We start from the raw sequence: 13,016 nt of genomic DNA on the forward strand, positions 1-13,016 counted from the left end.
TGACTTCTGAAGTAAAATGCTTCGCTTGACTCATTTATATGTTTTTTGATTCTATAAAGTGCCAACGCTATACGCTTAGTACAATCCTATTTGTTGGCATCGCTTGCCTAGCTGGTGGGGGTAATGCGGCAGCGGACGAACCGATTGTGGAAGCAGACGCACAGCCTATTGTTCCATCTGATTTAGCACTATCCGACCTAGCAGAAGAAACACCTACGGAACTCTCCGACTTTGCTATACCCGAAATAGAACAAGCTGCCGAGCAACAACCTATCAGTTGGCAAGGCGTTAGTCAGCCCAGTATTGATCTTTTACATCCCCAGCAACCAATTCTCAGCCAACAAATCTCTAGCCAACTAACCTCCGAGCAACAAAACTGGAGTAGGGAAGTTTATGAAGTAGTGGAACTAGAGAGCGAATCTCCTGAGCACTACTCTCCTGAGCACTACCCTAAGCACTATGAGAGTGCTGCCTTGCTGACTCAGGAGAATCAATTAGACGAAGCCCCTTCAAAGTTTGTTCAAGCTGGCAAACAGCGCTGGTATGTACAAGGTGGCTTAGGTGCTGATTTTGATGATGACTTATTTGGATTAGTCGGTGCTGGCGTCTCTCACTTTTTCTACAATGGTCATAGCATTAACCTCGAACTCAATGGGCTAGCTGTTGATCAGCAAGGCAACAATGCAGTCGGTTTGAACTTAGCGCTATTACTGCGATCACATTGGATACGTGGAGATAACTGGTCTATCTACATCGACGGCGGTGCAGGTCTTCTTACTACTAATAACGATGTCCCAGACGCAGGTTCTAGCTTCAACTTCACCCCTCAGATTGGCGGTGGTGCGACCTTTGCGGTCAACGACACCCAGCGTATTATGACTGGTCTGCGCTGGTATCATATCTCCAATGCTAGCCTCTTCGACTCCAATCCCGGTTTGGATGCTCTCTATGGCTACGTTGGTTACAACTTTCCCTTCTAGATTTTTTCCCTTCCAGGCAGCTGAGTGGACTCGAAGCTGACCTCTATTTATAGTCTTAACAATTTATAGTCTTAACAATCGACCTTTTCTATGACCACCGAACTTACCTGTCTGCTTCTACTAGCCCTTTGGTCTATTCCGCTCAATCATCTCCCGGCATTGGCACGTGTGTCTGAAGCGGGCATCGAATGGGCCGCAGGCAACCGAGACAAGCCTGTGGAAGGTCCGCCTTGGGTAGGTAGAGCAGACCGAGCTCAGCGTAATCATCATGACAATTTGGCGATGATTGCAACCGTGATCTTAATTGCGCAGGTGGTAGGGCAGACGGATGTATGGACAGCGAATGCCGCGATTGCAGTTCTCGCTTTTAGAGTTTTGCACGGTATAGCCTATATTGCTGGATTTGGACCAGTGCGATCGCTTGCCTACGTTGGCTCTATTATCGGACTAGGTGTCATTGTCTGGCGTATCTGCATTCCACACGTCACCTTCTAGGAGCCGTAGCATACGGCAGTGTCATATTGATAGCTGCGAAGCCTGTTTTGTTTTCCCAGGGCCGAACCGAACATTCGGATATAGCAGTTAATCGCCCGCTCAACGCCTCGACGAGTTTCATTCAAGTTTTATTTACGAGACGATGACTTGAGAGCTAGCACCGCATTCTGTCCCCCAAATCCAAAGCTGAAGCACAATAGATTTCTGAGCGCTGTTGGACGTCCGCTATAGACAAAGTCAAGATCGAATGCTGCTTGCCTAAGTCCTACACAAGGGGGTATTTCTTGTCGCCATAAGCTAATGAGTCCTAGCACCGCAGTTACTGCTCCAGACGCACCGAGAGTATGTCCTATCGCGCCTTTGCTTGCCATTACTGGTAAAGGACGATTGTTCCTTTTCGCCATCAAATCTTCAATTAGCGCTGCCTCCATCTGGTCATTTTGCATCGTGCTTGTTCCGTGTGCATGAACGGCATCGATCGCTTCTGGCTTTAGTCCGCTTCGCTCTAGGCAGCGACGCACCGCCAGCTTTCCCATTGCATAGCTCGGATCGAACGAACTGACATGATGGCTGTCATTGGTAATCCCTATGCCTGATACCTTTCCATAAATTCGCGCGCCTCGCGCTACCGCTATGTTCTCTGATTCCAACACCATCAACGCTCCGCCTTCTCCTAGCACGAATCCTTCGCGCTCCACATCGAATGGATAGCAACCTGTTTGTGCTAATGCTCCCATCTTCCGAAAGCCCGCTATCGTTAGCGGTGTAATCGGTGCTTCGATTGCCCCAGCGATCATCCGGTGGCATTGTCCACTCCGAATAAGATCTGCTGCTTGTGCGATCGCCCATGTGCCCGTTGCACAGGCAGCCATTGGTGACAAGAGAGGACCGGTGGCACCGATGATATTAGCAATGCTTAGAGCGGGACTATGCGCTAAAGCCGCTAGCCAATCTCCTACTAGCTGCCCTGGAAAAACTCGCTGGTGCGCAGCCATCTGTTCCAATACCTGTAGAGAACTCCGGCTAGACCCGACGACTACCCCACAGTCTGCTGCTGATAGTGGCTGTAGTGGGTCACTATCTCTGACTAGCCCAGCATCGTACCAAGCCTGATAGGTCAGGCGTTGGCCTATGTCTATCAAAGACATAGGCCACTTGCCGCTCATTGCTAATGGGCCCGGTGTCAGCTCGATAAAAGGTTGACGGAGCGCGATCGCACTCTCACCAGCCATCAATCTTGTCCAATTCTCCGACACCGAGTTGCCTAGCGCCGTATTCAAGCTGACACCAGTCACTACGACGTCTTGATCAGCCACTCGCAGTTGATCCTATCTAATCCGTTCTACCTAATACGCTCTACTGTGGTGCTGCATCATCTGGCAATACTAAGTTCTCAGCTCCAGATACAATTCTTACAGAACTGATCTCATCACCAGCTTGAATATCATCTACGACATCCATACCGTCTGTAACATAGCCGAATACAGCATAGCTACCGTCTAAAAAAGCAACATCTGCTAGCGTGATGTAAAACTGAGCCGAAGCTGTGTTTACGCCCGAACGAGCCATCGCGATCGCACCTCGCTTATGGTCTAGCTCAGGAGGTACCTGGATCTGAGCCTCATCAAACGTTTTGCCATAGACAATCTCATCAGAACCGTCAGGCATGATTTCCAGCGGAATCGTCCGTTCCTGCCCTGTGGCTGGATCAATATATCCACCTGTCCCTAGTCGACTAGTCGGCACATTAGGATCGACGCTTTGTGGATCCCCTCCTTGTGCTACGAAGGGCTGAGGCGATTGTACTACCCGATGAAACACAGTCCCGTTGTATATGCCCTTTTCAGCAAGATCAACAAAATTACCCGCCGTGACCGGAGCCTTCTCACCATCTAGCTCTACCGTTATGGCTCGGCCATCGACTTGAATTTCCGCCGTTGCTTTTCCGTTCAGCACGGGTAGCCCTGCTGTCAGTCCAGCCGCTGTCGACTCAGCTGACACAGCTGGCGCTTCTTGGGCAGAAGGCTCCTGTGCAACGGGGGAGTCTGTGGCTGGCGTTGTGCAACTGATAACCAATAGCGCGATCACGACTAGCAAAGACCATTTGCCGGTGAATCTAAATTTTAATTTCATCTCATACAGGCTTCCAAAAAGCCACTTCTGTTCTCTTCGCGCTGATCACCTAGGCCAGCTATTCTCCAGTTCAGCCCATTTTATAGAAATTTATCTATCAAGTCGTCGAAAGGTCTGCCTTCAAAGTTTGTCTACTAGAATAGAAGGGCGCCAGCTATCCTTTCACAAGCTGACGCCACATTCAAGTCGCCACAACGCTTAAACTTCAGATGCTGCTAACTGGTATTGACAAGACGTATTAGTCAGAGCCCAGGAGCAACATAGAGAGCTATCTTGGGTAGCGCCTAAGTAATGGAAACATACTAGCAAAGCCGAAGATCGAATATCTACTAGGCCCTCTACAGACCCTCTAGGGGCACTTGCAAGAAGCGGGCCAGTTCTGCTCCCTGGTTTTCTAGCTCTGAAAGTGCAATCGGTTGACCGACTCTTGTGATAGGAATATCCCCTTTCCCTTTAATCTTTAAGTAAAGCGCTCGCTTAGGGCTCAACCCCTCTTGAATATCCGCACGTACAGCCAATATATCTTTCAGCGGATAGTGCAAGTCGATTCGTCGGTTCTTTCCTGGAAAGCCATGCCTAAAGATCTGTGCCTTGCTCGTCTCTCTATTAAACTCGTTATAGCCACCTCCCACATCCCAGACCAGGATGAGACATAGGTAAGTACATAGCAATAGTGCCGCTATGCCATAAAACCCCATCGCAATTCCTTGGGGAACGAACACTAGCTGTGCGGGTAAGTCGGAGAACGGCAGCAAATTAGTGTGTAGATAGCTAGAGAGGCCTGCTAAAAAGAAGCCACAGCCACCAATAGCCGTAACAGCAGCCCAAAAGTAGTTACTTGGCCGCCTCGCTCCTAGAATCTCCTTGCGCAAAATGGTCTTTTCCGACGAGCGATCTTTAGATGAGGCTTTAGTAGAATTCGCAGAATCTGTAGGGCTTTTGGAAACAGTCATAATCAAAGGGCCAATCGAACGAGTAATTACACAGCCACAAGCCGGACTTGTTAAATGATATCGGTTTTATCGGTTTAATTGGGCCTATGCTGATGACTCTGTCTCTAAAATGACGGTGAAAGGAAAAAATATTAAACATTTAAGAATTTATTCTTTTTTGTTAGTCAGGCCCTCAAGAACAACCGATTTCCATTATGTAATCCGCTGTTCTTGAAGGCTTGAACGGATCAATTAAGATCAAATGACAATTGATATAGGGCGGCGATCATACCTACATCAGCCTGCTAGCACCTATTATTTCCGTCTAAAAAATTGTGTAAATGAAACTGAGAACTAACATTGCGGATTGTAAAAATTTGGATCAGTCCTTATGATAGGTACATGCCAAAATCCTTTGTGGTGGTGAACTCTAGCCACCTAGACATAGATTGACTAGGAGAATCCATCTTATGGACATCTGCTAGCTAAGTCTATTGGTATCTGACATGTCTGAGTATGCGACTCGCTATTCGGCGTGCAATTGTCCTAGGTTCTTGGCCTTAGAGGTTGGCTAATGTAGGTTTATCCTCAAAGCCATTGAACAAAGGACTTAATGCCATATTGAGGGCCATATTGAGAGGATTGATTAAATGACCATAGCAATGGGCCAAGCGCCCGCCGCGCGAGGACGGTTCGACGTTCTCGACGACTGGCTAAAGCGCGACCGATTCGTTTTTGTAGGCTGGTCCGGTTTGCTTCTGTTCCCCTGCGCCTTTTTGGCTATCGGTGGATGGATGACCGGCACTACCTTCGTCACGTCGTGGTACACCCACGGCTTGGCTAGTTCATACCTAGAAGGCTGCAACTTCCTAACGGTTGCAGTCTCTACCCCTGCTGATAGTATGGGCCATTCGCTCTTGCTACTGTGGGGCCCCGAAGCCCAAGGAGACTTCGTTCGCTGGTGCCAGATTGGTGGCCTATGGGCGTTCGTTGCCCTACACGGTGCCTTCGGTTTGATTGGCTTCATGCTGCGCCAGTTCGAGATTTCTCGTCTAGTCGGCATTCGGCCATACAACGCGATTGCCTTTAGTGGACCGATTGCGGTGTTCGTCTCTGTGTTCTTGATGTACCCGTTGGGACAGTCATCGTGGTTCTTTGCGCCGAGCTTCGGGGTAGCGGCCATCTTCCGCTTCCTATTGTTCTTGCAGGGCTTCCACAACTGGACGCTGAACCCGTTCCATATGATGGGCGTAGCCGGCATCCTAGGTGGTGCGCTACTGTGTGCAATCCACGGAGCGACCGTAGAGAACACGTTGTTCCAAGACGATGAGAACGCGAACACGTTCAGAGCGTTTGAGCCGACTCAGTCAGAAGAGACCTATTCGATGGTAACTGCGAACCGGTTTTGGTCGCAGATCTTCGGGATTGCGTTTAGCAACAAGCGCTGGTTGCACTTCTTCATGTTGTTTGTTCCGGTAACGGGGCTATGGATGAGTTCGATTGGTATTGTAGGATTAGCTTTGAACTTGCGAGCGTATGACTTCGTATCGCAGGAGATTCGGGCAGCCGAAGACCCTGAGTTTGAAACGTTCTATACGAAGAACATTCTGTTGAATGAAGGTATTCGTGCGTGGTTGAGTCCGCAGGACCAGCCGCATGAGAAATTTGTATTCCCTGAAGAGGTACTCCCCCGTGGTAACGCTCTCTAATAACAGCTTCGTCGGCGGTGGCCGCGACCAGCCCTCCACTGGCTATGCTTGGTGGTCTGGTAACGCCCGCCTAATTGATTTATCCGGTAAACTTTTGGGTGCACATGTTGCCCACGCCGGTCTGATCGTATTGTGGACAGGTGCGATGACTTTGTTTGAAGTCTCTCACTATATCCCTGAAAAGCCCATGTATGAGCAGGGCTGCATTCTCCTGCCTCACCTCGCCACTTTAGGCTGGGGTGTAGGTCCTGGTGGTGAAGTTATCAACCTATTTCCCTATTTTGTAGTGGGTGTACTTCACTTGGTCTCTTCTGCTGTTCTCGGTCTAGGTGGTGTGTATCACGCTCTACGCGGCCCTGAAACGCTTGAAGAATATTCCAGCTTCTTTAGCCAGGACTGGAAAGACAAAAACCAGATGACTAATATCATTGGATATCACCTTATTTTGCTTGGTTTAGGTGCCTTCCTTCTAGTGATAAAAGCTTGTTTTCTGGGCGGTGTTTATGACACTTGGGCACCAGGTGGCGGCGATGTTCGGGTGATCACAAATCCGACGCTCAATCCTGGAGTTATCTTCGGCTATCTCGCCTCGTCTCCTTTTGGTGGCGAAGGTTGGATTGTTGGGGTCAACAACATGGAAGACATCATCGGTGGTCACATTTGGATTGGCCTCATTTGCATCTTCGGTGGCGTATTTCACATCCTGACAAAGCCTTTTGGCTGGGCACGTCGCGCATTGATCTGGAATGGTGAGGCATATCTCTCTTACTCCATCGGTGCGGTCTCTTTGATGGCTTTCATCTGCTCCTGCTACGTTTGGTTTAATAACACTGCTTACCCCAGTGAGTTCTATGGACCTACTAACGCTGAAGCTTCTCAAGCACAGGCCATGACCTTCTTGGTTCGTGACCAGCGCCTAGGTGCTAACATCGGTTCGGCTCAAGGCCCGACTGGTCTAGGTAAGTACCTCATGCGCTCTCCAACTGGAGAGATCATCTTTGGTGGTGAGACCATGCGCTTCTGGGACTTTGACGGTCCTTGGCTTGCTCCCTTGCGGGGTACTAATGGGCTTGATCTTGACAAGCTCAAGAACGATATTCAACCATGGCAGGTACGTCGTGCGGCTGAGTACATGACTCACGCGCCCAACGCTTCTATCAACTCTGTAGGCGGTATTATCACTGAGGTTAACTCTGTTAACTTTGTGAACCCCCGTCAGTGGTTGGCTTCTTTCCACTTTGTGATGGCCTTCTTCTTCTTAGTTGGTCACCTATGGCATGCAGGTCGTGCTAGAGCTGCCGAGGGTGGCTTTGAGCGTGGCTTGAACCGTGAGGCAGAGCCAGTACTATCAATGCCTGATCTTGACTAGTGATGTCTTTTGCTTTTGCAATAGCTCCTGGTTAGTAGACTAGTTGATAGCCTACTAACAGTTAATGAAGCGCCTACTGTCATTCGACGGTGGGCGCTCTGTCGTCAGGTTATTAATCGGGGGCGTTCGAAGCGTTTCCCAAAAGCTAGATTGATATCCCTGATCAAAGTTGGGTACATAGTTCATGGCTATACCAAATAGGGACTTTCCTTTACATAGAGTACATATAGAGATAAATGCCTCGCAATTTCAACCAATGCAGCTAGTAATATTGTTATACGACCAGCTACGCCGCCAACATGGTCTGTGATGATCAATACGCCTTACTATCTACTTCGCTCTAAATCTACTGGTCAGTATCTTGTAGCTCGACCTCCAACCGAAGGGACTCATCCTGAGCAATCTGCTGCTCCCTTCTTGCTGATGTTTATCGCCGACTTCGATGCACTCAGCTACATAAACGCCCACGCTGGCGAATATGCCTCTCAATTTTCCGTAGAGTACTGTGATCGCACCAAAATTAAATCTATATGTGATCGCTGGAGCTACAAGGGCGTCGGTGTAGTCAACGATCCACTGATCCCGCGTATCGAGTTTATGAGTCTCTAACTAAACGTAGGTGGACCACACCCATGCCTATAGTTCGACTGCTGGCGCTAATGGTCATTTGACCGGTGCGAAACTGTCCATTTAGTTTGCAGTTGCTATTGTTTGTGTCTGTTCTAGTTTGTTTTTGATAACTGGTATCACCTTACAATGACTTTAGGAATTAAAACACTGGAGGTACTGAAACCCTATGCGTATCATTGGTCGTCAAATAAAGATTCTACATGGCTTCTAGTCATTCTTTACCTAGAGCATTTGAAGCGCGATAAGAAAGCAAGCTAGCGTCTAATCAGTGGTAATTGAGGGCTTCTGTGTTGTAGTAATTCTCCTACCAACAGGTATTTTTCGCTTCCAATTGTTCATGACATCTTTGACTACAAGCTCCTGTAGCCATACTTGGGCAACGACCGTTAGAGGCAAGGCTAGGAATAACCCTATAAAGCCAAAGAGAACTCCGCAGACTAGCTGGGAGGTCAGGGCGATCGCAGGCAGCAAAGAAACCTGACGCTTCATCACCATCGGGGTTAAAAGGTTACTCTCAATCTGCTGAATCAGTATGTAAAGGCCTACAACAGCCGCTCCCTTCCACGGCGCTTCTAGCAAACCGAGCACAGCGGGTGGAACTACACTAAGGACCGGCCCTATGTTGGGAATGAATGTGAGCAACCCCGCTAGAAAAGCATTGCCAATTGGTAAGGGTACACCGAGAATAGCCAAGCCAGAAAAGCTTAGAACAGTAATCACCACTATGTTGAACAGTATGCCTGCTCCCCACCCCACCAGAGATCGCTCACAATGGTCTAGTATCTCGATGACTCTGTAGCGATAGAATTGGGGAAATATTGAGACAAATACATTACGGTAAGCCTTTGGATTCACCAGTAACATGATGGTGATTACTAATACCAACAATGCATTGAACAGAATAGCTAATGTCCCTCTAAAGAAAAGGAAAGCGTTGTTGAAAACGCTTCTAGCAATCATAGGGATGTCTTGAATAAAAGTATCAAGCCTTTGAAGTTGTTCGGAGAGTTCAACCGGAATACGATCGTCAATTCTATTTATCCAGAGACTTACTTGAGCCACTTCGAGAGGGGCTTGATCTAACCATTGATTAACTTGATCAACAAAAGGAGGGGCGACTACGGCGAAAATAGCAGTTAGAACGAAAGCTAAAGCAACTAGGGTTAATACGATTGCAAAGTTTCTTTTCAGCCGCTTGCCAACAAGCGATCTAACAACCCTATTGAGCACCGTTGCTAGCGTAATAGCTGTAAATGCTAACAGTACAACAAAGCGAATTGACCATAGCAAATAAAGGCCCAGAAGCAGGGCGACAAGTCCAACTAAACTGCCGAATTTCACCAGTGAATACCTAAATTTGTATGGTTAGAATGTAGATATATAAGATAGGGACTACACTGAGCAGCTACAGCAATCACGAGTTTGCTTCACCCCTTCTCAAACAGCGAGTTCCTCGCTCAAACAAGCCAGAATTACCAGCTAGCGCAGAAAAGCGTAGTCTTCCCTTTTAGTATGCCCTAGTCTGTTACCTACTTTGCTCTCGAACCAAACAACGTACCAGTCAAGAGCTTAAGGGAGGTATAGTAAATCCTATTGCCTCTGGTGAGGCCAGTCATGTCAATTCATGACAATTGATCTCTGTGCAGCTTTCCTATGGACACAAGCGAATCTGACTAGCAAAGTGCGAACTCATTCTAAGTGAGGATTTATTCTTACTTTGGTTTACGCACTTTATCTATGCATCTTGCTCAATATCAGCGCTATTCAATAGCCTAAGAGACAAAGATGGATAGCAAATGCCAACCACTTGCTATCCAACTAGTTCTACCTAGTTCTACTAAATAGGTTAAATAGGTGCAATCACTAAACTCTTAGCGAGCCTCAGTCCCTTGATTAGGGCTACCGGCAACAGTGCCGTCATTACCAGGAGCTTCTGGCTCTGCGCCATCGCGAGTCTCTGTATTGGAGCCTTGACCTGTGGTACGGGTCTTACCTTCTAAGGGTGTTTGCTTATCGCTAGTGTCGAGATCTTTACCTTTATCTGAAGTAGACATGAATGTATCCTCTATAATCTATTGGACAAGCTGCTTCTACAATTTCGAGTAAGCGTTCTTGAGCTACTAAGATGAATCGCCCATTGAAGTTGCAGGCATCTATAGCATTAATCCTAAAATTTCATAGCTGATCGTTCATCCATCAACAGTTGCAGTCAGAATCATAATTAAGCATGACAAAAGATAGATTCTTCTATAGTTGATTCGCCCTTAAGACAGATAGGGTGTTTTGCTCCTCTAGATCTAGGAAGTTAGCTAGGTTCGCTTCTTTAATTGGGTGACTAGAGATTGCCTCACCTAATCTTCCAGCTTCATAGGCTTTGAAGACAGCTGGGTGAATATAGTACTTACGACAGGTGGCAGGTCGATTACCCAACTGCCTTGCTGCGACCTTGACCGCATCGACGATGTCTGAAGTTAACATCTTTTGACTTGGCGTCGTTTGGGTTGCTTCGTTTTCATCTAGCTCTTCTCTCGCTTTCTCTTTTTCTAGAAGCGATGTTGCTGCTGCTACAGTTCCCCCCCATGTTCTAAAGTCTTTCGCACTAAAAGGACCATCCATCGTGTTTTGTAGATACTCATTGATATCCCCTGAATCTACAGACTGTTTTTGTCCCTCTTCGTCAAAGTATTGAAACAAGGTCTGTCCAGGGATTTCTGCACAGCGCTTTACTAGCTTTGCTAGGGTCGGATCCTGCAAATGAATTTCTCTTGAAACTCCGCTTTTACCAACGTAGTGTAGTTCAATATCAGCGCTTGAGATATCAACATGTTTGTTCTCTAGCGTCGTCAGTCCGTATGATTGATTGGCCTGAGCGTATTGAGTATTACCGATGCGGATGAACGTGCGATCTAATAGCTGTATAGTAGCTGCAATAACTGTCGATCTATCAAGCGTAGATTTTACGGTGCGAGATTTGTGTCTAGCATTCTGAATAATATTAGCTGCTCTTTCGATTTCGGCTTGAACTGTCTTTCTAAGCGTAGGTAGCGCCTCTGTGAAAGGGATTAGACGATCAAACTTGAGTTGTTCTCTAAGAGCAGTCCATTCAGGATGATAGCGATATTGTTTGCGTCCTTTCAAATCTCGACCAGTTACAAGCAGATGGCCATTTTGATCACAGCAGATCCAAACGTCCTTCCAGCTAGGAGGAATGGCTAACAACTTAAAATATGTCCTCCTTTTGGGTTCTTGAATGCGCGTGCCATCGACGTCGATGTAGCTGAATCCTCTACCCCAGCGCTGTCTGCGGACACCTGGCTGCTGATCGCTGACGTAGCGCAGGCCCGCAATCTTCGCAGACTTTTCCGCATTTTGATAAAGGTTAATTGGAGAAAGCTTATCTGAAGCTCGTTGAGCAGCCGTCATGAACTATAGCCTGGTCTGTGAAATCTTAGAGAACACCTGCATCTTTTCTATTCTTTGCCTACCAGATCCTTACCTGCCAGATTGCTTGGCTTTTTCCTAGGGTGTCTTCGCTGATCGATCGCTCGCATCGCTATGGCCGCACCATTCCCATGAAGTATGAAAGATAAAACAACTGTAAGCGTCACGATGTTCCACAGCAGCGTACCGTTCTCAAAGCTACCGTTGTTCTGCGCGTAGGCTAGATAGTAAAAAGAACCAAAACCTCTGATACCCAAAAAGGCGATCGCATTCCTTTCTAGACTAGATAATCGTAGGCCCCATAAAGAGAGCTGTCCCGATAGAGGTCTAAGCACTAACATAAACAACCCTGCGAATAGAAAGTTTTGCCAAGTAAGCAGATCTAGCCCTGCTGTGGCCGCAAAGCCACCAAGAGCTAGTAACAACAGTCCTGCGAAGATCCGCTCTAGCTGAGTCGCAAACTGATATGGCTTCGAGTGATAATCGTGAAACTTCTCCACGTTTTGGCGGCAGGCAACCGCCGCTGCAAATACAGCTAAAAAGCCGTATCCATGTGCCGCCTCGGCTATTCCATACGATAGGAAAATCGCAGAGACGACAAACAGCCCTTCCCTAGTCTCTTCTCGAACGGTCTCATCCGAAACTCGAAAGGCATAGTGCGCTAGCACTAATCCCACAACTATCCCTACGAGCACACCCATCACCACCCGATAGGCAAAATCATAAGCCGTCCAGCCCAATAGCCAGCTGCCGAGCTTTCCCTGGTGTTCTGCTGCGCCAAGTGCCAAATAGACAAAAGGAAAGGCTAGCCCGTCATTTAGGCCAGCCTCTGCCGTCAAACTGAATCTAGCTGGGTCTTCACCGCCCTTATTAGGCGGACCGACCTGAACACTGTGGGCCATGACCGGGTCAGTCGGTGCTAGACAAGCTCCAAGTAAAATAGCGTCTGCTAAAGGCAGGCCAAAGATCCAATGGCCAAATAAAGCTGCACCGGCTATGCAAATCGGCATCGAAATACATAGTAGCCGCAGCGCTGACTGCCAGGTAGAAATTCGAAACTTTCGGTCGATGGCTAGCCCTGCTCCTGCCAGGGAGATGATCACAATTATCTCAGTTATATATTCCGTAACAACAGAATGATTTTTATTACCAAGCGGATCAATTAGCGGTAGATCTGCTAATTGGCTAAACAAAAATGCTGCCAATAAAAAATAGAGTAGTGGCACATTGATGAAACGGGCGCCCTTCAAGCTAGGTAGCCATGTCAGCCCTAAAAGAGAAAGACCGAAGGTGATATAGAGAATTATCTTTGGGTCCATGGTGCTAG

General features: G+C 47.6%; 12 protein-coding genes. 5 read left to right on the forward strand and 7 right to left on the reverse strand.

What is annotated here, in order from left to right; all coding sequences use genetic code 11:
* The first annotated feature begins 38 nt into the window (after nucleotides 1–38).
* On the forward strand, nucleotides 39–980 hold the full coding sequence (locus S7335_RS27270) for an acyloxyacyl hydrolase (protein WP_006456210.1): 942 nt from the start codon (nucleotides 39–41) through the stop codon (nucleotides 978–980).
* A gap of 90 nt (nucleotides 981–1,070) precedes the next feature.
* The gene (locus tag S7335_RS09985) at nucleotides 1,071–1,475 is read left to right on the forward strand and encodes an MAPEG family protein (protein ID WP_006456978.1); all 405 of its coding nucleotides are present in this window, start codon (nucleotides 1,071–1,073) and stop codon (nucleotides 1,473–1,475) included.
* A gap of 128 nt (nucleotides 1,476–1,603) precedes the next feature.
* Here the strand turns inward: S7335_RS09985 and S7335_RS09990 are convergent, their stop codons facing one another.
* From S7335_RS09990 to S7335_RS10000, 3 genes are all read right to left on the reverse strand, one after another.
* The gene (locus S7335_RS09990) at nucleotides 1,604–2,791 is read right to left on the reverse strand and encodes a beta-ketoacyl-ACP synthase (protein WP_006453917.1); all 1,188 of its coding nucleotides are present in this window, start codon (nucleotides 2,789–2,791) and stop codon (nucleotides 1,604–1,606) included.
* Nucleotides 2,792–2,831: 40 nt separating this feature from the next.
* The gene (locus S7335_RS09995) at nucleotides 2,832–3,608 is read right to left on the reverse strand and encodes a peptidylprolyl isomerase (RefSeq protein ID WP_006456878.1); all 777 of its coding nucleotides are present in this window, start codon (nucleotides 3,606–3,608) and stop codon (nucleotides 2,832–2,834) included.
* A gap of 338 nt (nucleotides 3,609–3,946) precedes the next feature.
* Nucleotides 3,947–4,561, reverse strand: a complete 615-nt coding sequence (locus S7335_RS10000; protein WP_071776925.1) for a photosystem I assembly protein Ycf4 — start codon at nucleotides 4,559–4,561, stop codon at nucleotides 3,947–3,949.
* Nucleotides 4,562–5,190: 629 nt separating this feature from the next.
* Between S7335_RS10000 and psbD the strand changes: the two genes are divergently transcribed.
* The 3 genes from psbD (at nucleotide 5,191) to S7335_RS10015 (ending at nucleotide 8,227) form a co-directional block, all read left to right on the forward strand.
* On the forward strand, nucleotides 5,191–6,249 hold the full coding sequence (gene psbD, locus S7335_RS10005) for a photosystem II D2 protein (photosystem q(a) protein) (RefSeq protein WP_006453491.1): 1,059 nt from the start codon (nucleotides 5,191–5,193) through the stop codon (nucleotides 6,247–6,249).
* Nucleotides 6,233–7,618, forward strand: a complete 1,386-nt coding sequence (gene psbC, locus S7335_RS10010; protein ID WP_006456494.1) for a photosystem II reaction center protein CP43 — start codon at nucleotides 6,233–6,235, stop codon at nucleotides 7,616–7,618. The genes psbD and psbC overlap by 17 nt, the downstream gene beginning before the upstream one ends.
* Before the next feature lie 309 nt (nucleotides 7,619–7,927).
* Nucleotides 7,928–8,227 (forward strand): hypothetical protein, encoded by a 300-nt coding sequence (locus S7335_RS10015; RefSeq protein WP_006456246.1) that lies wholly within the window; start codon nucleotides 7,928–7,930, stop codon nucleotides 8,225–8,227.
* A gap of 282 nt (nucleotides 8,228–8,509) precedes the next feature.
* On the opposite strand, the gene S7335_RS10020 is transcribed toward S7335_RS10015, so the two are convergent.
* The 4 genes from S7335_RS10020 to S7335_RS10035 all read right to left on the reverse strand — a co-directional run bounded on the left by S7335_RS10020 (nucleotide 8,510) and on the right by S7335_RS10035 (nucleotide 13,008).
* Nucleotides 8,510–9,589, reverse strand: coding sequence for an AI-2E family transporter (locus S7335_RS10020; RefSeq protein WP_006454352.1), 1,080 nt, complete (start codon nucleotides 9,587–9,589; stop codon nucleotides 8,510–8,512).
* A 530-nt stretch (nucleotides 9,590–10,119) separates the two neighbouring features.
* Complete coding sequence (locus S7335_RS10025) at nucleotides 10,120–10,302, reverse strand: hypothetical protein (RefSeq protein ID WP_006454857.1); 183 nt, start codon at nucleotides 10,300–10,302, stop codon at nucleotides 10,120–10,122.
* Between the two features lie 193 nt (nucleotides 10,303–10,495).
* The gene (locus S7335_RS10030; protein WP_006454279.1) at nucleotides 10,496–11,671 is read right to left on the reverse strand and encodes a DNA topoisomerase IB; all 1,176 of its coding nucleotides are present in this window, start codon (nucleotides 11,669–11,671) and stop codon (nucleotides 10,496–10,498) included.
* Between the two features lie 47 nt (nucleotides 11,672–11,718).
* Entirely contained in the window at nucleotides 11,719–13,008 is a 1,290-nt protein-coding gene (locus S7335_RS10035; protein WP_038016036.1) for a cation:proton antiporter, read from the reverse strand.
* Between the last annotated feature and the right edge of the window lie 8 nt (nucleotides 13,009–13,016).

It is taken from the genome of Synechococcus sp. PCC 7335 (assembly GCF_000155595.1).
In the GTDB taxonomy this organism is placed as follows: Bacteria; Cyanobacteriota; Cyanobacteriia; order Phormidesmidales; family Phormidesmidaceae; genus Phormidesmis.

What these genes read in the sequence shown, in the direction of transcription:
- S7335_RS27270 (WP_006456210.1), top strand. Translation starts at nt 39, where the DNA reads ATGTTTTTTGATTCTATAAAGTGCCAACGCTATACGCTTAGTACAATC.
- S7335_RS09985 (WP_006456978.1), top strand. Translation starts at nt 1,071, where the DNA reads ATGACCACCGAACTTACCTGTCTGCTTCTACTAGCCCTTTGGTCTATT.
- S7335_RS09995 (WP_006456878.1), bottom strand. Translation starts at nt 3,608, where the DNA reads ATGAAATTAAAATTTAGATTCACCGGCAAATGGTCTTTGCTAGTCGTG.
- S7335_RS10000 (WP_071776925.1), bottom strand. Translation starts at nt 4,561, where the DNA reads ATGACTGTTTCCAAAAGCCCTACAGATTCTGCGAATTCTACTAAAGCC.
- psbD (WP_006453491.1), top strand. Translation starts at nt 5,191, where the DNA reads ATGACCATAGCAATGGGCCAAGCGCCCGCCGCGCGAGGACGGTTCGAC.
- S7335_RS10015 (WP_006456246.1), top strand. Translation starts at nt 7,928, where the DNA reads ATGATCAATACGCCTTACTATCTACTTCGCTCTAAATCTACTGGTCAG.
- S7335_RS10025 (WP_006454857.1), bottom strand. Translation starts at nt 10,302, where the DNA reads ATGTCTACTTCAGATAAAGGTAAAGATCTCGACACTAGCGATAAGCAA.
- S7335_RS10030 (WP_006454279.1), bottom strand. Translation starts at nt 11,671, where the DNA reads ATGACGGCTGCTCAACGAGCTTCAGATAAGCTTTCTCCAATTAACCTT.
- S7335_RS10035 (WP_038016036.1), bottom strand. Translation starts at nt 13,008, where the DNA reads ATGGACCCAAAGATAATTCTCTATATCACCTTCGGTCTTTCTCTTTTA.